The sequence below is a fragment of the Janthinobacterium sp. genome (assembly GCF_009923995.1).
Taxonomy (GTDB): Bacteria; Pseudomonadota; Gammaproteobacteria; order Burkholderiales; family Burkholderiaceae_D; genus Janthinobacterium.
Genome location: NZ_RFSK01000028.1, coordinates 51,365 through 74,189, shown reverse-complemented (window position 1 = coordinate 74,189; position 22,825 = coordinate 51,365). Strand labels below are relative to the sequence as shown.

Sequence of the window (22,825 nt, the reverse complement as noted above, 5' to 3'; positions counted from 1 at the left end):
CCTGGCCGTGGGCGGCGACATCTACATGCAGACGAGCGCCGATGGCGCCGTCGTGCTCGACGTGACGCCGGACGCGGCCTGGGTGTCGCCCTTGATCAGCGCCGCCACGGGCTGCGGGACGCCGGAGTCGTCGCTGTGGATCTTGCCGGACGATAAGCTGATCCAGCTGATTGTGGGCCTGTCCAGCCTGGTGGCCAGCACCTTGCTGGTGGTCGGCCACGACTTCGGCCTGCGCCGGCGCGGCATGGGGCGCTGAAGGCCGTCCGTCCTGTTGCAGAATCGTTATCCGCCGCGCGCATGGCTCGACACTGCGCACGGCGCGTGCTAGTCTCGGGACAGCATCCGCCTGGCTGACTGGGCGGTGGTGCAAAGGATAGCCATGGACAACACGCCGCCTGCGGTACCTGCTCCGGATTCCTCCCGGCACGGCCACGTGCCGTGGCCAGCCGCGCCGCTGCTCGACGATGGCGTCTTCAGCCCGCAGCGCGTGAAGGCCGAACGCGAACAGGCGTATTTCAACGATCTGTACCTGCTGGCGCCCGTCGCCTATTTCGTGCTGGGACTCGACGGCGCCATCGTGCAGATGAACCTGGTGGCGGCCGAGCTGTTCGGCCTGCCCCGGGCGCGGCCCGGCCACGTGCTGTTCCGCGCCTATGTGCATGAAGCCTTCCGCCACGATTACGAGCAGTTCGTCCAGCGCGTGCTCAATAGCAGCGAACCGGAGCGCATCCAGCTGCAGGTGCGGCTGCGCCCCGGCGCGCAGGAGGCGGGCTTGCCCGTCAGCTTGCTGGGCAGCGCCGACCCGAATGGCCAGGCGCTGCGCCTGGTGCTGGAGCAGGCGGAAGGCAAGCTGGCCGCGCTCGAACGCAGCGAGGAGCGCTTCCGGCGCATCGTGCACAGCGCCGAGGAGGGCATCTGGGAAATCGACGCGCAGGCGCTGACCAGCTTTGTCAATCCGAAGATGGCGCACATGCTGGGCTGCCAGATCGAGGACATGCTGGGCCGCCCGCTGGCCTCTTTCATGGACGAGGAAGGGCGCGCCATCCTGGAGCGCAACATCGCCCGGCGCCAGGACGGCATCGCCGAGCGCCATGAGTTCAAGTTCGTGCGCCGCGACGGCAGCGCCCTGTGGGCCACGCTGGCCACCAATCCCATCTTCGATGCGGCAGGCGCCTACCTGGGCGCGCTGGCGCTGGTGAGCGACATCACGGCGCAGCGCGAGGCGTCCGGGCGCATCTGGCAGCAAGCCAATTTCGACCAGGTGACGGGCTTGCCGAACCGCCACATGTTTCTCGACCGCCTGCACAACGAGGCGCGCCGCGCCCGGCGCGAGGGGACGTGCCTGGTCCTGCTGTTCATCGACCTCGACCATTTCAAGCAGGTGAACGACCGCTACGGCCACGAAAAGGGCGACTTGCTGCTGCGCCAGGCGGCGCGGCGCATCAGCGAGCGCGTGCGTGCCACGGATACGGTGGCGCGCCTGGGCGGCGATGAATTCACCGTCATCCTGGCCGGCGTGGCACAGCTGGGCGGCATCGAGCGCGTGGTGCAGGAACTCGTCGCCGCGCTGGCCATGCCGTTCGCGCTCGACGACGACAGCGCGCAGGTGTCCGCCAGCGTGGGCGTGGCGCTGTACCCGGCCGACGCCGACTCGGTGGATACCCTGCTGCGCCATGCCGACCAGGCCATGTATGCGGCCAAGAATGGCGGGCGCAACGGCTACCGCTATTTCACGCCGGCCCTGCAGCAGGCGGCGGAACTGCGCCGCAACACGGTGCGCGACATGCGCCTGGCGCTGGCGCAGGACCAGTTCGAACTGCATTACCAGCCCATCGTCAGCCTGCACGACGGGGGTATCGCGCGGGCCGAGGCGCTGCTGCGCTGGCGCCACCCGCTGCGCGGCCTGCTGGCGCCCGCCGAATTCATCGGCTTCGCGGAGGCGAACGGCCTGATCACCGATATCGGCGACTGGGTCTTCCGCCAGGCCGTGCGCCAGGCGCAGCAGTGGCAAGCGGCGTACGGGGCCAGCTTCCAGATCAGCATCAACAAGTCGCCGGTGGAATTCCGCGGCGATGCCGCCCTCTACCAGGGCTGGCCCGAGCATTTGCGGCGCGAAGGCTTGCCGCCGGGCGCCATCGCCATCGAAATGACGGAAGGCGTGCTGCTCGACGAGGCGCGCCAGGTGAACGAGCGGCTGCGCCAGTTCCGCGCCATGGGCCTGGCGCTGGCGCTCGACGATTTCGGCAGCGGCCAGACGTCGCTGGCATGCCTGAAGAAGTTCGATATCGACGTTCTCAAGCTCGACCGCTCGCTGGTGGGCGCGCTGGGGCAGGGCGATGCGGAACTGGCCCTGTGCGAGGCGATCATCGCGCTGGCGCAAAGGCTGGGGCTGAAGGTCGTGGCCGAAGGCGTGGAGACGGCGGCGCAGCGCGACCTGCTGCGCGCGGCCGGCTGCGACTATGCCCAGGGCTATTTCTTTTCCGGCGCGCTGCCGGCAGGGCAGCTGGAGCGGCTGCTGGGCGCTCAGCCGGCGGCGTGAAGTGCCGCCGGCGCGTCGCCCTCCATCAGCGCCGTCACGGCGGCCAGCGTGTCGTCGGCGCTCACCTCGGCCAGGGTCAGCCCCGGCGCGAGGATGACGCGGTAGTGGCGGCTGGCCGGATAGAACCAGCGGTAGTTGTCGGTGCGGATGTAGTAGCCGACGATCTTCTTGTCATACGCCGAGGCGAGGTGGATCACCGACGTGTCGGGCGAGAGCACCAGTGCGCAGCGGCGTATCAGGGCCGCCAGCGCCAGGATGTGGCCGGTGGGCGGCGCGGCCATCACGTTGGCGTGGCCGGCGCCGCGCACGATCTCGGCGGCGCGCGCCTCGGTGCCGGGCGCGGCGATCACCAGCAGGGCATGGCGCGGGTAGCGCGCGGCCAGGGCGGCGCAGCAGCGCTGGGCGTCGGCCACGCTGACCGTGCGCTGCGCATTGCTGCCCTGGAAATTCAGGCAGAACAGGCCCTCGTGCGTGCGCAGCAGGGCGTCGCAGGCCGCGTCGACGGAGGCTGCATGGGCGTCCACGCCGAACAGTTCGTAGCGCAGGTCGATGTCGCGCAGCTTGAATTGCGCGAACGTGGCGAAGTAGCTGTGCAGGATGTGGCGGCTGCGGTCGCACGGCACCGTGTGGTCGAACATGCCCAGGCTGGCCGTCGACGTGCCGTACTTGGGAATGGCAAAGCCCGTCAGGTAGCGCGCGCCCAGCCATTTGATGCGCAGCAGCAAGGGGATCGAAAAGCGGTTGTAGGGGTTGAAGATGACGTCGTAGCGGCGCCGGCGCAGGTCGGCGATGGTGGTGCGCAAGTCGCGCAGCAGCGGCTGCTTGTCCCAGATGAGGATATCGCTGACGTGGGGATTGTCGGCGATCACGTCGCGGTTGGCGCTGCTGGCGGCCACGTCGATCTGCCAGTGGGGATAGTTTTTCTTGAGTTCGCGCAGCAGGGCCGTGGTGACGATCATGTCGCCGATCTTGTCGTTGCGCAAAATCAATACCTTGCGCACCGTGGCGATATCGAGGGGCTGCTTGTCGGATTTGCCCAGCAGGGCATAGCTGATCAGCCGGGCGGCGGTCTTTATCAAGGGAACTCCGGAGGTGGATGACGGGGATGCGCTGGCGTACTTGTCAATATGCAAGCGTACCAGCAGCATCTTACGGATTTCCACTCCCCGCAGCTAGGGGCGCCGCGGATTTTATTGCCGCGTGCGCCAGCCCAGGGCGCACGGGAAAGAGGCGTTAACGCAAGCCCAGCAGGGCCACGACGCGCTCGCGGCTGATGCCGACTAGTGCCGAGCTGATCGCCAGCAGCGATTCATAGCCCGGCTTGCTGGCTTTTTCCGTGAAACTTTCCGCCAGGGTATCCATGCTGACATTGGCTTGCACGGGCTGCGCCTTGGCCACGCGCCCCGTGGCCTGCGCCAGCGCCAGGCTGACGGAGCTGCGCGCCGCCTGCAGCTGGGCCAGGGCCTGCACCACTTGCTGCAAGGTGGCGCGCAGGGCTTCCACGTCGCTGGTATCCCATTCTTCCGGGGCGATGGCGGCCGGTTCCGCATCCGTGCGCACGCGGTTCATCTGGCCCGTCGGGAAACGGATGCCGCCGCCCCGCACGGACAGGCTGTCGCGTACGTTGGCCCAGGCACCTTCCGGCGTGCTGAACACCAGTTCGCCGCTTTCCCCCTGCTTGACGCGTATGCCCGACGGCATCAGCGCCTGGTCGAAGCGGGCGACGATCTGCTCTGCGCTCAGGCCCGGCTCGATGTTGACCGAGCGGATGGCCTGGTTGGCGCCGCCGACGGAAAAGGCCAGGGTTTCCTGCGGCCCGTCCTGCAGGCTGGCCATGGTCAGGCCGCGGATGCTGAAATTCTGCTGCGCCACCTGCGGGCTGGTATAGCCGAGCTGTGCGTCCAGGCTGCCGCCCGAGGCGCTGGCGCGCTGGCGCCACGTATTGCTGAACTGGCGTACCCGCGCCTCGACCTGGCCGTCACGGCCCTGGCGCGCGGCCAGCTTGGCCGCCAGCTCGCTTTTCAGCGCCTGCAGCTGGCTGCTGCTGCGTTCCAGGTAATCCAGCGTTTGCTGCGCATTGGAAATTTCTCCCTGCAACTGGTGGTCCCAGTTGCTCAGGCCACGCTTCAGGCTTGCCGCCGAACTCTTCCCCGCCGTGCCTTCGGCGCGCGCGCCGGCGCTGCCGTCGATGGCGGTGGACGCATCATCGGCGACGCGGGTCGTGCCGGTGCCTTTGGTGCTGACGCCGGATGGGGAGGAAGTCTGAACGATTTGCATGATGGTCAGAGAAGGTCAAACAGGGAAAGGTTGCCCACTTTTGAGTAAGCCTTGTAGGTTGCCTGCAACGCTGTCTGGTAACCGGTCAGCTCGATGGCGGCGGCGCCGATGTCGGCCTTTTTCAGGTCCGTCAGCGCGGTCTGGTTCGACAGCGACACGTTGGCCAGGTTGCTGTCGAGGGTGGTCAGGATATTTTGCGCACCGCCGAAAATGGCGATTTTGCCCGAAAGCAAGTTCATGCCGTCATCCGTGCCGTCGAGGCCCGCCATGACGATGGCGCGCGTGGCCGGGTCAGCCGGATTGACATCAGCCGCGCTCAGCGCTTCGATGGTGGTGTCCATCTTGTTGAGCCAGGTTTCCAGGTTCTTCACGTCGACGTTCGCCGCCTGCGTCACGCCATTGCCCACCACCACGGTCTGGGTTTCCGTATTGCCCGTGTAGCTGTAGCGCGAACCGACGGGCTGGGTGCTGTCGTACTTGAGGGCTGGCGTGTCCGTGGCGGTGCCCGAAAACATGTAGCGGCCTTCCTGGTCCTTCAGGTTCGACGTGTAGAACACGCTGTCGCGCATGGCGCGCAGCGATTCGGTCATCGCATTGAGGTCGGTAGGCGCATTGCTGCCGTCGGCGGCCCAGACAAGCAGGTCGCGTGCCTGCCCCATGTCCGTCACCATGCTCGACAGGTAGTTTTCATTTTTCAGCAGGCGCGTCTTCACGGACGCGATATTTTCCTGATACTGGGTCACCATCGCCTGCTCGCGCGTCAGGCGCGAAATGCGCACGTTGCCGACCGGATCGTCCGATGGCAGCTGGATGCGCAAGCCCGACGACATTTGCTGCGTGAGGAAATTGATGCGATCCTGGTTTTGTTGAATCGAAATATTAATCAGTGACTGGTACTGGCTGCTGGCGACGCGCATATTCTTCTCCTTAGCCCATCATTTGCAGGGTGGCATCAAACAGGGTGTTGGCCACCGAGATGACTTTCATGTTGGCCTGGTACATATTCTGGAATTCCACCAGGTTCATCGCTTCCTCGTCCTTGTTCACGGCGCTGGTGGACTTCCAGTCATTGATGGCCTGGGTGCGCACGGTATCGGCGGTTTTCAGCAGCGACTGGTTCTGCTGGCTGTAAATGCCCAGCTTGCCCACCAGCTGCGTGTCCGCATCGCTGATCAGCACGGTGCCCACCCAGCTGACGCTGGCGGACTGGTTCTTGATGTCGATCAAGCTTTGCAAGTTCTGGCTGTCGCCGGCCGCACCCGTGGGCGATGCCAGCGCCAGGTCGGCGGCGGTGAAATTCTTGCTGATGGACAAGCTACCGTTGGCGTAGACGAGCAGCGGTCCGCCCACGCTGCCGCTCATGGTCTTGCCGGCCGCCAGCTGCGTATTGACCTTGCTGGCCAACGTGCTGGCCAGGTCGCGCACGGATTGCTGCATGGGCTTCAAGGTGTTTTCTTCAAACTCGCCCAGGCCGCCCAGCTGGCCGCCGACGGCAACATTGTCGAGCTGGAAGATCGAGTTGCCGAACTTCAAGTCCAGGGTCTGGTCGCCCGTGGCCGACATTTTGCTGCTGAGTGTGCTGCTCATCGAGCCGAGCACCAGCGGCTGGCCTGACTTGAGCGAGATATCGCGCGAGCCGTCCGGCTGGTCCGTCACTTCGATGGCCATTTGCGAGGCCAGTCCGTCGATCAGCTGGTCGCGCGCATCCATCAGTGCCGAGACGTTGGTGCCGGAGGCCGTCGAGGTACTGATGCGTTCGTTCAACTTGGCGATGTTGGCCAGCGCGGTATTGGCCTGCGGCATGATCGCTTCGCGTTGCTGGTGCACGGACAGCAGCTGGTTGTTCATCACATTGCTGATGCTGTTGAAATTCTGCGACATGGCATCGGCGGCGGTAATGATCTGCTGGCGCAGCGGCGTCGAGGTGGGGTCGACGGCCGCCGCGTTCAGGGCCTTGAAGAAACCGTCGATGCCATTGCTGATGCTGGACGTGTCATCGCCCATGATGCGTTCGAGCTGGGTGATGTAGGGCTGCGTCTGCGAGCGGAAACCCTGGTCCGAGGCGGCGCGCCACATCTGCTGGCTCTTGTACGCGTCGGCAAAGCGCAGCAGCGACGACACTTCCACGCCATTTCCGGACGAGCGCACGCCGGCGCCGGCGCCCAGCGAGGCCAGCAGCACACCCTGGCGCGTATAGCCGGCCGTCTGCAGGTTGGCGATATTCTGGCTGGCGGCGCCGAGGGCGGCCTGGGCGGCGATGCTGCCTGACAATGCATTGCTGATGATGCTCATTGGGCAAGTTTCTTTCGTAAACAGTGTGGCGCGTGCGACGGTGCAGGCTGTGTATCGTTCTTAACTTGAACAGGCGACACTTCAGGCGGATTTATTAAGCGGCGCTGCAATATTGTCGGTTTTGACAGCGCTGCCTGCCTTGGCGGGGGCGCTGGCCGGGGGCAGCAGCTGGCGCAGGATGGCGTCGGCGATGCCGAAGGCGCGCTGGCCGGCCATCTTGTCGGCCACCAGGTTGTCGGCCATTTCCAGCATGTCGCTGTTGATGGGGTCCTTGAAGACGCTGTCCTCGCCCGCCATCTCGCGCGTGCCCGAGCGCATCTGGCGCAGCATGTGCGAGATGAAGAAGGCTTCGAACTTGACGGCTGCCTCGGTGGCCTTGGCCGCGTAGCGCGGGTCGGCCGGCGTGGCTGCCGCGGGAGAGCGGTCGTCGAGTGCCGAGGGCAGGGCGCTGCTGCTGTCGTTGATATTCATTTCCATTCAGCTTTCAGTGCCGCGTTAGATGACGACCAGTTCGCCTTCGATGGCGCCAGCCTGGTCGAGGGCTTGCAGAATTGCCATGATGTCATCGGGCGAGGCGCCCAGGCTGTTGACGACGTCGATGATGGCTTGCAGCTTGGCGCCGGCCGGCCATTTGAACATATTGCCGTTGCCCTGGTCGACGGAGACTTTCGACTGCGGCGTGACGGTGGTCTGGCCGCGGCCGAACGGTGCCGGCTGGCTGACGGCGGAACTTTCCGAAATGACCACCTTCAGCGAGCCGTGCGTGACGGCGGCCGCCTTCACGCGCAAGCCTTCGGCGATGACGACGGTGCCCGTGCGCGAATTGAAGACCACTTTCGGCGTATCGGCGCCCACGTCGACGGTCAAGGCTTCCAGCTTGGCCATGAAGGCCACGCGCTGGGTCGGGTTTTCCGGCGCCAGCACGTCCACGCTGGTGGCGTCGCGCGTGGTGGCGACGGCGCCGAAGCGGCGGTTGACGGCTTCGACGATATTGATGGCCGTCTCGAAATGCGGATGGCGCAGGTTCAGCGTGACGGATGGCTTGGTGGAAAAGTCGCTGAGAATTTCGCGCTCGATGTTGGCGCCGTTGGGAATGCGGCCCGAGGTGGGCGTGTTGACGGTGACGGACGAGCCGCTCTTGCCGGTGGCGTTGAGGCCGCCCACCACCACGTTGCCTTGCGCCAGCGCATAGATTTCATTGTCGGCCGCGCGCAGCTGCGTCAGCAGCAGGGTGCCGCCGCGCAAGCTTTTCGCATCGCCCAGGGACGACACGGTGACGTCGATGGCCTGGCCACGGCGGTAGCCTGGTGGAAATACGGCGCTGACCATGACGGTGGCGACGTTCTTGCTTTTCGCCTCGGCGCCATCGGGCATCTTCACGCCGAACTGCTTGAGCATGTTGACCACGGACTGGCTGGAAAACTTCACCTGGGTGGTGTCGCCGCTGCCGTTCAGGCCCACGACGAGGCCATAGCCGACCAGCGGATTGTCGCGCACGCCCTCGATGCTGACCAGGTTGCGCAGCACTTGTGCGGCGGTGGCGGGCAGGGCAAGGCCGGACAGCGCGGCCAGCATGGCTGCCAGGGGCAGGGCGGAGCGGAATTTCATGATGTCACCTTAAAACGGCATCCATGGGCCGACGAAAAAGCGCGTCAGCCAGCCTGGTGTATTGGCTTCGGCCAGGGTGCCCTGGCCGGAATAGGCGATCTGCGCATTGGCGATGCGCAAGGAAGACACCTGGTTGTTCGAATCGATGTCGGACGAGCGCAGGTAGCCGCGCAGGCGCACGAATTCCTCGCCCTGGTTCAGGGTCAGGGTTTTTTCGCCCTGCACGCGCAGCAAGCCGTTCGGCAGCACTTCCTGCACGATCACGGTGATGGCGCCGGACAGCGCGTTTTGCTGCGTGCTGGTCGAGTCGCCGGCGAAATTGCGGTCGGCCGACAGGTCTATGCCCGTCTTGGGCAAGGTCTTGCCAAGGACGTTGGCCGCCTTCACGCCGACGGTGGAACCCTTGTTGAACGAGGTGCCGGCCTTCTTGCTGGCCTGCGTGGTTTCCTGCAGGGCCACCGTGACGACGTCGCCCACGCGGAAGGCGCGGCTGTCCGAGATCAGGTCCAGGCCCGCGTCGGGATTGAAGACGCCGCCGGAAACGCCGCCGCGCGCCACGCTGCGCGGCGCCACCGGCAGCGGCGTGTCGGAAAAGCTGGGCGCCACGGGCGCGGGCGGCCGGCTGGCGCAGCCGGCAGTGAGCACCAGCAGCAGGACTGCCGTGGCTTTCATGGTGACTGTCATCAGCGTGCCGCTTGCGCCAGGTATTGCAGCATATTGTCGGCGGCCGACAGCACCTTGGTGTTCATTTCGTAGGTGCGCTGGGCCGCGATCATGTCGACCATTTCCTCGACCACCTGCACGTTCGAACCTTCCAGGGCGAATTGCTTGATTTTGCCCAGGGCGCCTTCGCCCGGACGGCCTTCCGTCGGCGTGCCGCTCGATGCCGTTTCCTGGAACAGGTTCTCGCCCAGTGCCAGCAGGCCCGTCGGGTTGACAAAGCTCGACAGGTTCAGCTGGCCCAGCTGGGTGCCGTTGACGTTGCCCGGCACGGTGGCCGTGACCATGCCGTTTTCGCCGATGGTGATGGCCGTGGCATTGTTCGGCACGGTGATCTGCGGCACCAGGGGCAAGCCCTGGGCGTTGACCATCACGCCGTTTTCATTGATGCCCAGCTGGCCGGCGCGCGTGTAGGCCGCTTCGCCGTTCGGGCGCAGCACCTGCAGGAAGCCGTTGCCCGTGATGGCGACGTCGAATTCGCGGCTCGTCGTCTGCAGGCTGCCGGTGGTAAACACCTTTTGCGTGCCGACCATGTGCGTGCCGTTGCCCAGCTGCACGCCCGATGGCGACAGGGTGTTGTCGGCGCGCTGCGTGCCCGGCTGCTGCTCGACCTGGTAGAACAGGTCTTCGAAGACGACGCGGTCGCGCTTGAAGCCCACCGTGTTGACGTTGGCCAGGTTATTCGCGATGGCTTGCAGTTTTGCATCTTGCGCCTGCACGCCCGTCTTGCTGATCCACATTGCTGGATTCATGGTTTACTCCTCGTAATTTGATTGGCGTTGGGCTTAAGCACCCAGCAGGCGGTTACCCGATTCCGTCATGGAATCGCTGGCCTTGAACACTTTCATCTGCATCTCGAAACTGCGGTTCAGGCTCATGGTGGCGACCATTTCCTCCACGGCCGAGACGTTGCTGCCTTCCAGGTGGCGGTCGCGCACGCGTACCGTGGGATCGGCCTGCAAGTCTTCGCCGCTGCGCGCCACGATCAGGCCCGCCTCGTTCTTCGTCAGTTCGCCCGCTTCCGCGTTGACCAGCTTGAGCTTGTCGACGGTCTGCATCTGCGCCGTACCCGGCACCTGGATGGAAATCGTGCCATCGGCGCCGATAGCCAGGCTGGTGTGCTCGGGAATCGTGATGGGACCGCCTTCGCCCAGCACGGGCCGGCCGTTGATGGTCAGGGCGCCCGTTTCATCGAGGTCCATGGCGCCGGCGCGCGTGTAGGCTTCGCCGTTCTGCCATTGCACCGCGAGAAAGCCGTTGCCCGTGATGGCCACGTCGAGCTCGCGGCCCGTTTCCTTGATGGCGCCCGTGCGCGTGCCGACGGCGCTCGACTGCGTCTGCGTCATGTGGCGGTCGTCGTAGCCGTAGCCGTTCTGCAGCGGCTGGGCGGTCGACACCTCGAGGTTGGCGCGGAAGCCGCCCGTCTCGATGTTGGCCAGGTTGTTGGCGTGTACCTGCTGTGCCCGCAGGGCCCGGTCGGCCCCGCTCATGGCCGTATAAATCAGCGCATCCATTTTGCTTTACCCTTGCGTCGTGGCGATTACAGCGCTTGCATCAGCGATTGCAGCATGGCGCTCTCGGTCGAGATGACCTTCGAGTTCGCCTGATAGTTGCGCTGCGACGTCATCAGGCCCACCAGTTCGGTGGTGATGTCGACGTTCGACTGTTCCAGCGAGCTCGTGGCCAGTTTGCCGGCCATGCCCACGCCAGGACGCTCGTACAGCGGCGTGCCCGAACCGGTCGAGGCGATCCAGCTGGTATCGTTGACGGCCGTCAGCGCGCCTTCGTCGGCGAAGGTCGCCAGGGCAATGGTGCCGATATTCTGCTTTTCGCCGTTGGTGTACTTGGCCACCAGCGAGCCGTCGTCCGCCAGTTCCACGCCCGTGTAGGTGCCCGAGGCATAGCCGTCGGCCTTGTTGATCGAGGTCGTCGCTTCGCCGGCGTACTGGGTGGTGTCGTTGTAGTCGACGGCGAAGGCCAGCGCATCGGCGCCGGCAATCGTCGCGCCCATGCTGACGGTGGCGAAGATCGGCTTCCAGTCGGCGGGCTTGACGGCCGGCGGCACGGGGATGTTCGTGGCCGTCGCGCCATTGATCGATTCGAGCTGGCCATTCGTGCCGAATTTCAGGATCGTCGCCGTGGCCGGCGCCGCGAGTGGCTTGTCGTCCAGCAAGTATTCGATCTTGACCGTATTGTCGTCCGTCTTGATGAAGTACTGGTTCAAGGGGTGCTTGGCGCCCAGCGAGTCATACACCACCGAGCCCTTGACGGCGTTGTAGCTTTGCAGGTTGCCCTTGTCGAAAGGAATGGTCTTGGCGACCCAGTCCGAGGACAGGTTGCCCGTGTACGTCAATTTTTCCGATGCCTTGGCAGGAATCTGGCCGGTAGGAATCTTGATGTCGCCCATCGGGCCCAGGGTATTGAGGCCGGGAACGGTGGCATAGCCTTGCACCAGCTTGCCGTTCGAGTCCGTCAGGTAGCCGCTGTTGCTTGCCGAGAAGATACCAACCCGGCTGTACGTGAGGGTGTTCTGCGCATCGCGGCTGACGAAGTAGCCACGGCCGTCGATGGCCGCGTCGAGCGTGCGGCCCGTGTTGAGCACGCCGCCATTGAGCGACATGCTCTGGGTCACCGAACCGACTTCCACGCCCGTGGCGCGCGCACCCGCATACATGGACGAGAAGTTGGCGCGGCTGCTGCGGAAACCGTAGGTGCCGGCATTGGCGATATTGTTACTGCTGGTGTTCAGCTGCTGGTTGATGGCCTGGATGCCGGACAGTGCGATGTCGAAACTCATGGTCGTTTCCTTAAATGAAGGACAGGATTAATTGGTCAGGAAGCAGGGGGGATGGCTGTATCAGCTGGTCTTGCCGTTAAAGCCGGTAATGGCGCCGGGGTTGATCTCGCCCAGGTTGGCGACGCTGAGTATCATGCTGCCCGTGGCGGACAGGCGAACACTGTTGAGCTTGCCAGCGATATCGACCGTCGGTTTTTCGGCGCTGCTGGTGGTGACATCCATGGTGTACGTGCCTGCCGGCAAGCCCAGTGCCACGGGATCGATGGTGAAGGCCACGCTGCCGGCCGCCTTGGCGCCCAGTTCGATCTTGTATTCCTTGTCGTCGGCGCCCTTCAGGGTCACCGTCGTGCTGCTGCTGTTGGCCGCCAGCGAAATGCTGCCGTTGACCTTGCTGCTGTCGAGTTGCACGGTGGTGCTGTTGACCATCACTTCCGAACCCACCTGCGCGCCCAGTGCCAGCACCTGCATGGTTTGCAGCACGCTGGCATTGGCGCTCGTCAGCGCGGACAGGTTCTGCATCGCTTCCGTCTGCGCCTGCTGCGTCAGCTGGTTGACGAACTGGCTCGGGTCGGTCGGCGAGAGCGGGTCCTGGTTCTTGATCTGCGCCACCAGCAGCTTGGTGAACATGTCCTGGGTGGCATTGTTTTGCGATGCCACGGCATTGCTGGAACTGCCCGAGCCGCTGCTGTTGTTATTTGTAAAGAGAGTGGTTTCCATGACTTATGCTTCACCTAATTTGAGGAGCGATTGCTGCATCGACTTGATGCGGCCCAGAACTTCGACGTTCGTTTCAAACGCGCGCGAGGCCGACATCATGTCGGTCATCTCGGCCACCTGATTGACGTTGGGGTAGAACACCATGCCATCGGCATTGGCCATCGGGTGGCCCGGCTCGTAGACCTTGCGCAGCGGTTCATCGCTCTGCACCACGTCGAGCACCTGCACGCGGCCGCCCGCGCCGCTGGCGCCAGGGCCATCCATCACGGCGGAAAACACGGGCTTGCGCGCGCGGTAGGTTTCGCCTTCGGAACCGGCAACGGAATCGGCATTGGCCAGGTTGCTGGCGATGGTATTGAGGCGCACGGTCTGCGCCGCCATCGCCGAACCGGCGATCTTGGAAATATCCTGGAAGCTCATGCTGGTCCTTATTGTCCGGAAATGGCCTTGGCCAGACCCTTCAGTTTCATGTTGACGAAAGTGAGGCTGGTCTGGAAATCGGTGGCATTCTGCGAGAAGGCCGCCTGTTCGACGCCGATTTCGACGGTGTTGCCGTCGCGGCTGGGGTGGTAGGGTACGCGGTACAGGGCGCTGGCATCGTCATCGGTCGACAGCAGGCCGGCTTCGTTGTCCTGCAGTTGCTGCAGGGCGCTGCCGAAATCCATGTCCATGGCCTGGAAGCCGGGCGTGTTTTCATTGGCAATGTTGGCCGCCAGCACGCGGGTACGGTCGGCACGCAGCGCCAGTGCATCGGCATGCACGCCAAGCGCATCCTTGAAATTAATCCCCATGGTCATCCTTTGTATTGAATTCGATCGTGCTTTTTGCGGTTCGGGCTAGAAAATAGTGACTGCAGAGGTAAAATCCCAGCCTGGTCATGTTGACGCATGGTAAGGTCATGCCGCTTCAGTATCTTTGATTAAGGTTAGCAATGATTCATTTCAACAGTATTTCCATGATCCGAAACAAGCTGCCACATCCTCACATACTGCTCCCGGGCCTATTTTTACTGACCAGCCTATATAGTAGTGCAGGACGCGCAGAATTGCCAGCCGACAATATATTTTCGCGTGCGGAACAATTGGCGCGCGAGCAATTGGCGCAGCAGGCCGCCGCGGCCGGACTGCAGGAACCGCAGTTCCAGGTCGCCGTGGTGAAAAGCACGCGCCCCGTGCCGGCCTGCGCGGCGCCTGTCGCGCTCGAAACGGCGGACAGCCGTTCGGCGCAGCGCATGCGCTTCGTGGCAGTGTGTCCTGGGAGCAACGGTTGGCGTTACGAAATGCTGGTGCGCGGCAGCGTCACGGCCCAGGTCGTCGTGACGGGCGTGCCCGTGACGGCGAACACGCCCCTGCAGGCAGGCGACGTGGCGCTGGCGCGGCGCGACGTGACGATGGTGCCGGACAGCATTGCTGCGCCGGCCGATGCCGTGGGCCTGACGAGCCGACGCAGCCTGCGCGCGGGCGAAGTGCTGCGCCAGGGCCAGCTGGCCGCGCCCGTGCTGGTCAAGCGGGGCAGTGCCGTCAGCATCGTCGCGCGCAAGGAGCAGGTGGAAGTGAGCATGGCCGGCGAAGCCATGGACCCGGGCGCGCTGGGGCAGGTGATTCGCGTGCGCAACGCCGCCAGCGGCACGGTGATACGGGCCAGGGTGGTCGATGAGGACGTGGTGGAACCGGCCGAGATTCCCGGCCGGTAAGGGAATTACTCGGCGGCGGCCGTGCGCTGCAGGCGCGTCGCCAGCTGGGTCAGCTTGGCGGCGTAATGGGGATCGGTGGCATAGCCGCCGCGCGCCAGGCCTTGCGCGAAGGCGCCCGCGTCGCTGCCCGTGTTCAGGGCGGCGCGGTAGCGGGGATTGTCCAGCAGCACTTGCGCATAGTCGCGGAAGGCGCTGGCCTGGTCCGGGTAGCTGCGGAAGCGTTCCGTCTTCTTCAGCGCCGTGCCGCTGCCCGCCTCGTATTCGGTGGTGACGTTGCTGGCCACGTCGCCCTGCCATTTGCCGCTTGCCTTGATGCCGAACAGATTATTCGTGTCGGCCCCCGTGCCCTGGCGCAGGGGGCGCTGGCCCCAGCCCGATTCCAGCGCCGCGTGGGCGGCGACGATTTCCGGCGCCACGCCCAGGCGCGCGCCCGTTTCTTCCGTCCACGGCTTGATCGAGGCAAGGAACTGCTGCTGCACTTCGCCGATCTCGCCGCCCTGGTTGATGCTGCCCAGCACGTTTACGGGCTGGCTCTGCTCCAGGTAGGCGCGGCCTTGCGGATTCAGGGTGGTGGCGCTGCCGCCGCCCTGTTCGATGAAGCGGGCCACTTCGCCCTGTACCTGCCGGAACACGCTGCCGAAGCTGCCGCCGGAACCCGTGGCATCGGTAGCGCGCATATTGCTTTGCACCGGCGTGGCGGCCATCGTCGATGGCGTCGCCGCCGTGGCGCGGAGGGTCGGGAAATCAGCCTGGCGCATACGTATCTTCCTCGCCATGCAGCACGCGCTGCATGATGCTGTATTGTTCTGTTAATAATTCGCTGTTGCGGGCATTCAGGCGCTTGCATTCGAGCACCATCTGTTCCAGCGCGGTCCAGTCGCGCTGCGCCGTGGCGCGCGCGTCTTCCGGCAGCAATGCAAATAATTTCGGCATGTCGCCTTCCGGCCCCAGCAGGGCAGTGACGAGGCTGACGCGCTGGCGCCGGCGCGCATCGAGCGACTCGACGGCGGCGATGACCTGGTCGGCCAGCGCCGCCAGCTGCGCGTTCTGATGGCGCAAGGTGGCGTGGAATTGTTCTTCCAGCAAGGCCAGCAGGGCCGCATAGCCTTGATGATCGTCGGCGATGCCCTGCAGCACGCGGCGCACGGCTTCCTGGCGCGTGATGCCCTTGCGCGGCGCGGTCACGATTCACCGCCGTGGAAGCGCTGGATCAGGCCCGCCAGCTTCGACGGGTCGAACGGCAGTTCGCCCTTGGCCAGCGCGTCGCGCAGCATGGCGACCCTGTCGTGGTCGATCTCGGGCATGGCGCGCAGGGCGGCCATGGCCGGCTGCAGCACGGCCGACTGCAGTTCCGCCCCGGCCGACGAGCCGGCCATGGCGGCGCCCGCAGCCCCGTTCTCGGCGATCGCCTCGGCGGGCGCCACGGCGCCGCTGCGCACGGTGGCGCCCGTATTGCCGGAGGAGATTTTCATTCGTTGTCCCTTGCCCTTAATTTGCATGCTCATCCCGTTCTTTCTTTGCGGGCAAGCCCAGCTTGTCGCGCAGGCGTTGCAAGGTTCCCGCGTCCGGTTCACCCACTTGCAGCTCGTCGCCCTGCACCTTTTGCCCGGCCATGCCGAACATGGCGGCGATGCTGTCGGCCTGGCCACGCGTCAATATTAACAGTTCGATGCGGCGGTTGATGCCGGCACTGGCATTTTTCACGTCCAGCGGCGCGCGGTCGGCCATGCCCACCACTTGCAGCACGCTTTCCGGACTCATGCTGCCGATCAACAATTGCGCCCGTGCCGACATGGCGCGGTTGGCCGACAGGGTCCAGTTGGAATAGCCTTCATAGCCGGTATTGGCGTATTGCATCGAGTCGGTATGGCCGACGATCAGCATCTGGTTCTCCATCTGGGCAAAGACCGGGCCCATCTGGCGCAGCAGCTTGCGGAAGCGGTCCGTCGGCACGGCGCTGCCGCGCACGAACATGCCTTGCTTGTCCGTATCGTGCAGCATGACGCGCAGGCCGTAGGGCGTGATCACGGATTGCAGGTTGCTTTTCAGCCCTGCTTCATCGCTGAGCTTGTCGAGCGCGCGCGACAGGGCCAGCAAGTCTTCCGGCGACTGGTAGCTGACCTTGGTCTGGTTGGGCGGGGCCGTACCGGCCTTGCCGTCCTGCGACTGCTTGCCTTCCGTGCGCGTGTCGCCCGTGCCCTTGCGGGGCATGGGGAATCGCTCGATCAGGCTGCCGCGCGGACCGCCTTTCTGTTCCGGCATGACGCCCTGGCCTTCGCCCTGGCGGCTGCCCGCCGTCGCGTCCATCATGATTTCCTTCATCGCCTGCTGCTCACGCGCGGCCATCAGCCACAGCACGAGGAACAGCGACAGCAGGGCCAGGCAAAAGTCGGCGAACGCCACTTTCCAGGCGCCGCCGTGGGCATCGTCGTCATGCTTGCGTCCGGAGCGCTTGATGATGGCCTGTTCATGTTTCTCATGCGGCTTTAGCACGGCGGCCTCCCCGGCCTTGGCCTTGCTCTTGTTCCGCGCCGCCATCTTCCAGCGCATTGATCCAGCTTTCCAGCTGCGCGAAGCTCGGCTTGATGTTCAGCTGCACCAGGCGGCGGCCCGCATCGATGGCCAGCAGGGGCGGTTTGCCGGCCACGTGCGTGACGAGCACGACTTTCACGCATTCCATGGTCGAGCCTTCCTCGCCCACCAGCTGTTTCATCATGTTGCACATCGGATCGAGCACGCCGTAGCAGAAGAAGATGCCGATGAAGGTGCCGACCATGGCGGCACCCACTTTTTCCGAGATTTCCGCCGCATCGGCACCGTCTGCCACGGAATTCATGGCCATCACGATGCCGAGCACGGCCGCCAGGATGCCGAAGCCGGGCATGGCTTCGGCGATCTTGTGCAAGGACTTCGACGGTTGCAGCAATTCGTCGTGGATGGCTTCCAGTTCCTGCTCCAGCACGCCTTCGAGCTCGTGCGCGTTGATCTTGCCCATCGCCATCAAACGGAAGTTGTCGACGATGAAGGCCAGCAGTTTCGGCTCTTCCAGCACCAGCGGATAGCGCTGGAACAGGGCGCTCTCGCGCGGCGCCTCGACGTGGGCGTCGAGGGCCTTCAGGCCGCCGGCGGCCGTCTGCAGCAGTTCATACATCAGCAGCAGCAACTGGCGCTGGAATTCCGAGCCTTGTTTCTTGTGCGTAACGATCTTGCGCATCTGGTGCAGCATTTCACCGAGTACATGCTTGGGGTTGCCCAGCACCAGGGCGCCAACGGCGGCGCCGATGATGATGATCAACTCGACCGGTTGCCAGATCGCGTGGACGGTGCCGCCCATCAGGGCGAAGCCTCCGAATACACACCCCATCACGATTAAGATACCGATAATTACCATGTCAACTGCCTTTCTGCGTCATTGTGCTGCGTCAATTTGATGGATCTTGCTGAAACTATTGCTTAATTCTCATGCGTCTTGCAGCATGGCTTTCATCTTGCCCAGTGCCGTCTTGTTCAGCTGGCAGACGCGGGCGTCGCTCAGGTCCAGCACGGCGGCAATTTCCTTATAGCTCAGTTCGAATTCGTAATACATCTGCACCACGCGCTGTTCGCGCTCGTCCAGCGCGCGCAGGGCCTGCTCCAGGCTGCGCCGCACCATCAATTGCTCTTCCGGACTCGGTGCGCTGTCGGCCTGTCCCAGGCTTTCCTGCAGCACTTCGTCGAAACTGGCGATCAGCTCGGCGTTTTCCGCCAGCTGGTACTCCTGGTAGGCTTCCGGCGTCAGCTTCAGGGCGGCCATGATTTCCCCTTCCTGCGGCTCGCGCCCCAGGCGCCGGGTCAGGGCGCGCACGCTGTCGCGCAGGCGGTGGCTTTCCTGGCGCACGGCGCGCGGGCGCCAGTCCTGGCGCCGCAATTCGTCGAGGATGGCGCCGCGGATGCGCAGGCTGGCATAGCTGCCGAAGGACTGGTCCGGCACGCCGTAGCGGCGCAAGGCTTCGAGCAGGCCCATCAGGCCGATCTGTTCCATGTCGTCGCGGTCGATGGCGCCCGACACCTGCGAATTGAGCTGGCGCACGATGCGCTTGACCAGCGGTGCGTACGCCACCAGATGTTGTTGCTCTTCAGCAACGCTGAGCACGGCCGCGCAAGCGCTGGCGGCCGCATATTCGCCGGCGCCGTACGCTTCCTGGTATTGCTCTACATAGGCCACGGGATCTCCCACTAGGTCGGCTGGCGTGTCGGCTTATTCAATGATCAGCTTGCCCACCATGACTTCGGTGAAGGGCTTTTCCATCTGTTCGCGCTCATAGCTGACATTGAAGGCCTTGTTGATCTGTTCCGCATACTGTTCCACGGTCATGGTCTGTGCCTTGTCCACCGGGAAGCTCGACAGGGTGCTGACGGCGATCGAGCGCATCAGGGGCAGGTGGTCCTTGGTCAGCTTTTCCTTTTCTTCCGTGGTGGCGATCACCAGGTCGGCCGACAGGTAGTGCGTGTCCGTGTCGCCGGGGCCGCGGCGCAGCATCACGATGACCTTGTCGAGCGTGATGAACTTGCGCGCCTTCTTGCCTGTGGCGGGCGGCGGCGGGGCTTTCGCTTCGGCGGCATCGGCATGGCCGGCGACCGGCTTGGCCAGGTACCACATGGCGCCACCGGCCGCGCCGGCGGCCAGCACGGCCACGGCGATGAAGCCGGCGATCAGTTTCATTTTCATATTCATCAGGCAGTCTCTCGCTCATGCATGGCGTAAGTGGTGGGGGCAGTGCTGCCGTCGGACAGGGCGCGTCCCGGTTCCGCATCGTCATCCTGGCGGCCCGGCTGACGCTGGCCGCGCGCATCGCCCTCGGCGAAGGCCTGGGCGGCGGGGCTGCGCGGGGTGGCGCCGATGTTCACGGCCACCTCGGTGTACTGGCGCTGCGCCAGGTCGTTGCGCATGTTGTCGCCGATGCCCTGCAGCTGGCGCAGCACTTCCGGGTTCGACGCCGTGACGTTGACCTGCAGCGTGCCGGCCGCGTGGCGGATGGAAATGTCGATGCGTCCCAGCATCGGCGGCTCGAGGCGGATCGTCGCGTGCTCGCTGTTGCGTCCGATCTGCGTCTGCAGGCGCTCGCCCAGCGCTTCGCGCAGCGGTTCCTGCCATTGCTGGGCAGGGCCGCTGAGCTTGACGGTATCGCCGGCCGGGGCCGCCGTCGTCGCACTGGCCAGCGTGCCCGTCAGGCTTACGCCGGTCGCGGCCGGCGCGACAGGCGTGGCCGGCCGTTCGGCGTCGCGCCCGGCGAGCGCCGCGGTCATGGCGGCCGGCGCGGCGGCAGCGGCCGTCTTGCCTGCGCCGGCGTCGCCGTCGGCGGAGGGCGCCGGAAACGCGGCCGCCAGCGGCTCGCGCGCGTCGCGACCCGGTGCCGCCGGTGCATTGAGCGTCACGGCGGCCGGATGCAGGCTGATGTTCAGGGCGGGATTCTGCTGCACGCTGATTTGTTGTGTGGAAATGACGGCGAGGCGCGGCGCGGCCGCTTCCGCGTCCGCCGCGCTGCCGTCCGGTGCCGGCGTGGCGGCCGGCAGGGCCGGCGGCACGGGCATGGCCGTCGGCGGCATCAGGGGCGGCGCCATGGCGGCCAGCCCGGCATCGGGCGTGGCGCCGGCCTGGGCGATGTCAGCCGGAACACTGTCGACGGCCTCGGCCGGTTTAACAGGGGCGTCGGTCTCGGTGCCGGCCGGCGGCGGCAGGGCCGTCGCCGCGTCATTCATGGCCACGCCCAGCGCCTGCGCGAACAGCGGCAAGCCCGACGGCAGCGCCGCGTACTGGGCGGGCAGGTCAGGCGGCGCGCTGGTGGCGGCATCGGCCGGCGGATTGACTGCCGCGCCAGCAATGATGCCGGCGCCGGCATTCGCGCCGGCGCCGGCTGGAGTAGGGGCGGCCATGGTGGCTGTCATGTTAAAACTGATGTTCATGCTTGATTTCCATCCTGGTACATATCGCTTTCCAGCGCATATGCAACCCAGCCTTCCTGTTTCGAGTGTATCTCGCCCATGTGCAGGCCCAGGCGCTGTTTTTCGTTGATGCAGATTTGCAATGCCTGCCCATGCACGCGGCGCAGGGTGAGCAGGGCGGTGTGTTCGCTGTCGCTGAGCGCGCCCTGGCCCGCCAGCAGGGGCAATTGCTGCGCCAGCTTGCGTTCCAGCTGCTCGAGCGCGTTCCAGTCCTGCTGGCCGGCGGCGGCGTGCAGTTCGCGCGTCAGTTGCTGCAAGGCCGGTGTCCTATCCATTCTTGGCCTGGACGCCGAGCCAGCCTTGCTTGATGGTCGTCAACAAGGTCGTCACTTCATCGATGAGGGCAGGGTCGAGGGTGATGCCGGCCATGTACAGGCGGCCCGTGCAATATTCGTACAGGCGGCCCAGGTTGGCCACGACCTCGCCGCCATTCTCGAAATCGAGCGAGCTCGACAGGCCATTGATGATTTCCGTGCATTTGTCCAGGCTGATGGCCTTTTGTTCGTAGCGCTTGCCGACGATATGTCCGCGCGCGCGCGCCAGTTCTTCCAGCAAGCCGTCGGTGAGCAGCAAGACCAGTTCGACTGGGGTGGCGCGCGACGTCTGCGCATCCAGGTTGACGGCGTGGTAATTACTGTATGCATCTTGATTCATCATTTTTTCTCACTCTAAAAGCTGGGTGTTGCTGGCAGGGTCCGCGCACGGACGGCGACTGCCTCTATTTAGTCTTGTCGCTGCCGAACAGGGCATCGAACATATCCGTCGTTTGCGACATGCGCGCCTGCAAGGATTGCAGTTGGGTAAATTGCGCCTTGTAGCGGTTGTACATGGCCGTGTAGTCGGCTTCGAACTTGGTCTGGCGTTCGTCGAGCGACTTTTGCAGCTTGGCCGCCGAGGTTTCGCGCTGCGACAGCTGGCCATTGGTGGTGGTCCAGGTCTGGATGAACTTGTCCAGCTTGCCGGCGATGCCGCTCGAGGTGCCGGCCGTGCTGCTGCCGATTGCCTTGTCCAGGCCGCCAGGATTGGTTTTCAGGGCCGCTTCCAGCTTGGTGGCATCGAGCGCCAGGGTGCCGTTGCGTTGCGCCGTGATGCCGAAGGTGGCCAGGGCGCCCGTGGCCGTTTCGCGCAGGGTGCGCACCAGCTGATCGCGCAGCACGCGCACGCCGCTGTCGGTGGAAAACACGCCGGCAGCCTTCGACGAGGCGGGATCGCCCGGGTCGGTGAGGGCATCCAGGGTTGCCTTGAGCTTGTTGTAGGCGGTGACAAAGCTCTGCGCATTGGTGGTGGTAGCGGCCGTGTCCAGCGCCACGGTCAGGGTGATCGGCGCATCGCCGCTCGCCTGCGCCTTGGTAAAGGTCATCTTCACGCCTTCGATGTTGCTGAAGGTATTCGAGGACTGCTTCACCCGGTTGCTGGTGTCGAGCGGATCGGCAGGCTTGCCGCCCACCCACATGATGGCATCCTGGGCCGTGACCAGCTGCTTGGGGGTGGTATCGAGGGCATCCTTGAGCGTGCCGGCGGCCATCGCGCTCGTATCGAGCGACAGCGCGCCTTCCTCGCCGCTGACGTTCGACGTCAGCACGAGCTGGGCGATGCCGCCGATGGTGATGACGGACGCCGTTACGCGCGAGTTGTTTTTCGGCTCGGCATTGATGGCGGCGGCGATTTCCTTGGCCGACAGGGTGCTCGTGTCGGCATCCGTATTGGCCTTGCTCAGGTCCACGGTGAAATCGGTGTTGTTGGCCAGCTTGATCTTCAGGGTGCCATCGCCGTCGGCGGGGACGGGCGTGCCGGTCAGGCCGCCCAGCGAAATTTGGTTATTGGTGGCAATTTTTTCCACGAACACGGAATACGTGCCTGCCGCGGCCGTTGACGAGGCGGTGGCAGTGCCCACGGCCGTATTGCTCAGCGTGGCACCCTGCACCAGCATGGTCTTGCCGGTGGTCATGGTCAACAGGCTGGAGCTGAAGGTGGTCAAGGCCATCTTCAGGTTCGCCAGGCCGGCCGTCGTCGCTGCAGCCGCCTTGGTCTGGGCGGTGATGCGGGCCTGCAGGTCGGCCGTGTACTTGTCGGTCAATGCCTGGGCGGATGCCGTCGGATCGTATGTATTCGTAGCGTTGGTGGAAAGGGCCATGTCAAACTCCTAAAATTAGCATGCAGGATATACCCAATGACAAGGCGACCAAATATCCACTTTTCT

26 protein-coding genes and 1 pseudogene are annotated in these 22,825 nt (G+C 64.9%); 3 read left to right on the top strand and 24 right to left on the bottom strand.

The genetic code is table 11. The annotated features are described in order from the left end of the window. Together EBS11_RS15420 and EBS11_RS15415 are read left to right on the top strand one after the other, a co-directional pair. A pseudogene (locus EBS11_RS15420) lies at nt 1-256 on the top strand (hypothetical protein); the annotation flags it as partial. A 123-nt stretch (nt 257-379) separates the two neighbouring features. Then, on the top strand, nt 380-2,539 hold the full coding sequence (locus EBS11_RS15415) for an EAL domain-containing protein (RefSeq protein WP_290604049.1): 2,160 nt from the start codon (nt 380-382) through the stop codon (nt 2,537-2,539). On the opposite strand, the gene EBS11_RS15410 is transcribed toward EBS11_RS15415, so the two are convergent. The 13 genes from EBS11_RS15410 to flgB form a co-directional block, all read right to left on the bottom strand. Further along, on the bottom strand, nt 2,524-3,618 hold the full coding sequence (locus EBS11_RS15410) for a glycosyltransferase family 9 protein (protein WP_290604048.1): 1,095 nt from the start codon (nt 3,616-3,618) through the stop codon (nt 2,524-2,526). The genes EBS11_RS15415 and EBS11_RS15410 overlap by 16 nt on opposite strands. Nucleotides 3,619-3,772: 154 nt before the next feature. Continuing rightward, nucleotides 3,773-4,816, bottom strand: a complete 1,044-nt coding sequence (locus tag EBS11_RS15405; RefSeq protein WP_290604046.1) for a hypothetical protein — start codon at nt 4,814-4,816, stop codon at nt 3,773-3,775. Nucleotides 4,817-4,821: 5 nt separating this feature from the next. Further along, nucleotides 4,822-5,733 carry a flagellar hook-associated protein FlgL gene (gene flgL / locus EBS11_RS15400; RefSeq protein ID WP_290604045.1) on the bottom strand — a complete coding sequence of 304 codons (912 nt, stop codon included), beginning with the start codon at nt 5,731-5,733 and terminating at the stop codon, nt 4,822-4,824. A 10-nt stretch (nt 5,734-5,743) separates the two neighbouring features. After that, nucleotides 5,744-7,108 (bottom strand): flagellar hook-associated protein FlgK, encoded by a 1,365-nt coding sequence (flgK, locus tag EBS11_RS15395; protein WP_290604043.1) that lies wholly within the window; start codon nt 7,106-7,108, stop codon nt 5,744-5,746. A gap of 81 nt (nt 7,109-7,189) precedes the next feature. Continuing rightward, entirely contained in the window at nt 7,190-7,579 is a 390-nt protein-coding gene (locus tag EBS11_RS15390; RefSeq protein ID WP_290604057.1) for a rod-binding protein, read from the bottom strand. Nucleotides 7,580-7,603: 24 nt separating this feature from the next. Further along, nucleotides 7,604-8,716 (bottom strand): flagellar basal body P-ring protein FlgI, encoded by a 1,113-nt coding sequence (locus tag EBS11_RS15385; RefSeq protein WP_290604041.1) that lies wholly within the window; start codon nt 8,714-8,716, stop codon nt 7,604-7,606. A gap of 9 nt (nt 8,717-8,725) precedes the next feature. Further along, entirely contained in the window at nt 8,726-9,388 is a 663-nt protein-coding gene (flgH, locus tag EBS11_RS15380) for a flagellar basal body L-ring protein FlgH (RefSeq protein WP_290604039.1), read from the bottom strand. 11 nt (nt 9,389-9,399) lie between these two features. Further along, entirely contained in the window at nt 9,400-10,188 is a 789-nt protein-coding gene (flgG, locus tag EBS11_RS15375; protein WP_290604037.1) for a flagellar basal-body rod protein FlgG, read from the bottom strand. 33 nt (nt 10,189-10,221) lie between these two features. After that, entirely contained in the window at nt 10,222-10,950 is a 729-nt protein-coding gene (gene flgF, locus EBS11_RS15370; protein WP_290604035.1) for a flagellar basal-body rod protein FlgF, read from the bottom strand. A 26-nt stretch (nt 10,951-10,976) separates the two neighbouring features. Continuing rightward, entirely contained in the window at nt 10,977-12,233 is a 1,257-nt protein-coding gene (locus tag EBS11_RS15365) for a flagellar hook-basal body complex protein (RefSeq protein WP_290604033.1), read from the bottom strand. A gap of 60 nt (nt 12,234-12,293) precedes the next feature. Then, a complete protein-coding gene (locus tag EBS11_RS15360; protein ID WP_290604031.1) occupies nt 12,294-12,950 on the bottom strand; it encodes a flagellar hook capping FlgD N-terminal domain-containing protein in 657 nt (218 codons plus the stop codon). 3 nt (nt 12,951-12,953) lie between these two features. Further along, nucleotides 12,954-13,370: a flagellar basal body rod protein FlgC gene (gene flgC, locus EBS11_RS15355; RefSeq protein ID WP_102296958.1), complete on the bottom strand. Its 417-nt coding sequence runs from the start codon at nt 13,368-13,370 to the stop codon at nt 12,954-12,956. 8 nt (nt 13,371-13,378) lie between these two features. Continuing rightward, nucleotides 13,379-13,741: a flagellar basal body rod protein FlgB gene (gene flgB / locus EBS11_RS15350; protein ID WP_219135536.1), complete on the bottom strand. Its 363-nt coding sequence runs from the start codon at nt 13,739-13,741 to the stop codon at nt 13,379-13,381. Nucleotides 13,742-13,995: 254 nt separating this feature from the next. Here flgB and flgA point away from each other — a divergent pair, with 254 nt between their 5' ends. Next, on the top strand, nt 13,996-14,643 hold the full coding sequence (gene flgA / locus EBS11_RS15345; RefSeq protein ID WP_290604025.1) for a flagellar basal body P-ring formation chaperone FlgA: 648 nt from the start codon (nt 13,996-13,998) through the stop codon (nt 14,641-14,643). Between the two features lie 5 nt (nt 14,644-14,648). Here the strand turns inward: flgA and EBS11_RS15340 are convergent, their stop codons facing one another. From EBS11_RS15340 to fliD, 11 genes are all read right to left on the bottom strand, one after another. Continuing rightward, nucleotides 14,649-15,401 carry a glucosaminidase domain-containing protein gene (locus tag EBS11_RS15340; protein ID WP_290604023.1) on the bottom strand — a complete coding sequence of 251 codons (753 nt, stop codon included), beginning with the start codon at nt 15,399-15,401 and terminating at the stop codon, nt 14,649-14,651. Beyond that, nucleotides 15,388-15,828: a flagellar export chaperone FlgN gene (gene flgN, locus EBS11_RS15335; RefSeq protein ID WP_290604021.1), complete on the bottom strand. Its 441-nt coding sequence runs from the start codon at nt 15,826-15,828 to the stop codon at nt 15,388-15,390. Before flgN ends, EBS11_RS15340 begins: the two co-directional genes overlap by 14 nt. Further along, nucleotides 15,825-16,115, bottom strand: a complete 291-nt coding sequence (flgM, locus tag EBS11_RS15330; protein ID WP_290604020.1) for a flagellar biosynthesis anti-sigma factor FlgM — start codon at nt 16,113-16,115, stop codon at nt 15,825-15,827. Before flgM ends, flgN begins: the two co-directional genes overlap by 4 nt. 16 nt (nt 16,116-16,131) lie before the next feature. After that, entirely contained in the window at nt 16,132-17,136 is a 1,005-nt protein-coding gene (locus EBS11_RS15325; RefSeq protein WP_290604019.1) for a flagellar motor protein MotB, read from the bottom strand. Then, a complete protein-coding gene (gene motA, locus EBS11_RS15320) occupies nt 17,120-18,034 on the bottom strand; it encodes a flagellar motor stator protein MotA (protein WP_034757817.1) in 915 nt (304 codons plus the stop codon). The genes EBS11_RS15325 and motA overlap by 17 nt, the downstream gene beginning before the upstream one ends. A 69-nt stretch (nt 18,035-18,103) precedes the next feature. Beyond that, nucleotides 18,104-18,847, bottom strand: a complete 744-nt coding sequence (locus tag EBS11_RS15315) for a FliA/WhiG family RNA polymerase sigma factor (protein WP_290604015.1) — start codon at nt 18,845-18,847, stop codon at nt 18,104-18,106. A 33-nt stretch (nt 18,848-18,880) separates the two neighbouring features. Continuing rightward, nucleotides 18,881-19,345 (bottom strand): flagellar basal body-associated FliL family protein, encoded by a 465-nt coding sequence (locus EBS11_RS15310; RefSeq protein ID WP_365955506.1) that lies wholly within the window; start codon nt 19,343-19,345, stop codon nt 18,881-18,883. A gap of 11 nt (nt 19,346-19,356) precedes the next feature. Continuing rightward, complete coding sequence (locus EBS11_RS15305) at nt 19,357-20,586, bottom strand: flagellar hook-length control protein FliK (RefSeq protein ID WP_290604013.1); 1,230 nt, start codon at nt 20,584-20,586, stop codon at nt 19,357-19,359. Then, complete coding sequence (locus EBS11_RS15300) at nt 20,583-20,900, bottom strand: hypothetical protein (protein ID WP_290604011.1); 318 nt, start codon at nt 20,898-20,900, stop codon at nt 20,583-20,585. Before EBS11_RS15300 ends, EBS11_RS15305 begins: the two co-directional genes overlap by 4 nt. Continuing rightward, nucleotides 20,893-21,282, bottom strand: coding sequence for a flagellar export chaperone FliS (gene fliS / locus EBS11_RS15295; RefSeq protein ID WP_290604009.1), 390 nt, complete (start codon nt 21,280-21,282; stop codon nt 20,893-20,895). The genes EBS11_RS15300 and fliS overlap by 8 nt, the downstream gene beginning before the upstream one ends. Nucleotides 21,283-21,343: 61 nt before the next feature. Further along, nucleotides 21,344-22,759, bottom strand: coding sequence for a flagellar filament capping protein FliD (gene fliD / locus EBS11_RS15290; RefSeq protein ID WP_290604007.1), 1,416 nt, complete (start codon nt 22,757-22,759; stop codon nt 21,344-21,346). Nucleotides 22,760-22,825 lie beyond the last annotated feature (66 nt).

Bases quoted from the DNA above. Each gene is read 5' to 3' on its own strand.
- EBS11_RS15415 (WP_290604049.1), top strand. From the start codon at position 380: ATGGACAACACGCCGCCTGCGGTACCTGCTCCGGATTCCTCCCGGCAC.
- EBS11_RS15405 (WP_290604046.1), bottom strand. From the start codon at position 4,816: ATGCAAATCGTTCAGACTTCCTCCCCATCCGGCGTCAGCACCAAAGGC.
- flgL (WP_290604045.1), bottom strand. From the start codon at position 5,733: ATGCGCGTCGCCAGCAGCCAGTACCAGTCACTGATTAATATTTCGATT.
- flgK (WP_290604043.1), bottom strand. From the start codon at position 7,108: ATGAGCATCATCAGCAATGCATTGTCAGGCAGCATCGCCGCCCAGGCC.
- EBS11_RS15390 (WP_290604057.1), bottom strand. From the start codon at position 7,579: ATGAATATCAACGACAGCAGCAGCGCCCTGCCCTCGGCACTCGACGAC.
- EBS11_RS15385 (WP_290604041.1), bottom strand. From the start codon at position 8,716: ATGAAATTCCGCTCCGCCCTGCCCCTGGCAGCCATGCTGGCCGCGCTG.
- flgH (WP_290604039.1), bottom strand. From the start codon at position 9,388: ATGAAAGCCACGGCAGTCCTGCTGCTGGTGCTCACTGCCGGCTGCGCC.
- flgG (WP_290604037.1), bottom strand. From the start codon at position 10,188: ATGAATCCAGCAATGTGGATCAGCAAGACGGGCGTGCAGGCGCAAGAT.
- flgF (WP_290604035.1), bottom strand. From the start codon at position 10,950: ATGGATGCGCTGATTTATACGGCCATGAGCGGGGCCGACCGGGCCCTG.
- EBS11_RS15365 (WP_290604033.1), bottom strand. From the start codon at position 12,233: ATGAGTTTCGACATCGCACTGTCCGGCATCCAGGCCATCAACCAGCAG.
- EBS11_RS15360 (WP_290604031.1), bottom strand. From the start codon at position 12,950: ATGGAAACCACTCTCTTTACAAATAACAACAGCAGCGGCTCGGGCAGT.
- flgC (WP_102296958.1), bottom strand. From the start codon at position 13,370: ATGAGCTTCCAGGATATTTCCAAGATCGCCGGTTCGGCGATGGCGGCG.
- flgB (WP_219135536.1), bottom strand. From the start codon at position 13,741: ATGGGGATTAATTTCAAGGATGCGCTTGGCGTGCATGCCGATGCACTG.
- EBS11_RS15340 (WP_290604023.1), bottom strand. From the start codon at position 15,401: ATGCGCCAGGCTGATTTCCCGACCCTCCGCGCCACGGCGGCGACGCCA.
- flgM (WP_290604020.1), bottom strand. From the start codon at position 16,115: ATGAAAATCTCCTCCGGCAATACGGGCGCCACCGTGCGCAGCGGCGCC.
- motA (WP_034757817.1), bottom strand. From the start codon at position 18,034: ATGGTAATTATCGGTATCTTAATCGTGATGGGGTGTGTATTCGGAGGC.
- EBS11_RS15310 (WP_365955506.1), bottom strand. From the start codon at position 19,345: ATGAAACTGATCGCCGGCTTCATCGCCGTGGCCGTGCTGGCCGCCGGC.
- EBS11_RS15305 (WP_290604013.1), bottom strand. From the start codon at position 20,586: ATGAACATCAGTTTTAACATGACAGCCACCATGGCCGCCCCTACTCCA.
- EBS11_RS15300 (WP_290604011.1), bottom strand. From the start codon at position 20,900: ATGGATAGGACACCGGCCTTGCAGCAACTGACGCGCGAACTGCACGCC.
- fliS (WP_290604009.1), bottom strand. From the start codon at position 21,282: ATGATGAATCAAGATGCATACAGTAATTACCACGCCGTCAACCTGGAT.
- fliD (WP_290604007.1), bottom strand. From the start codon at position 22,759: ATGGCCCTTTCCACCAACGCTACGAATACATACGATCCGACGGCATCC.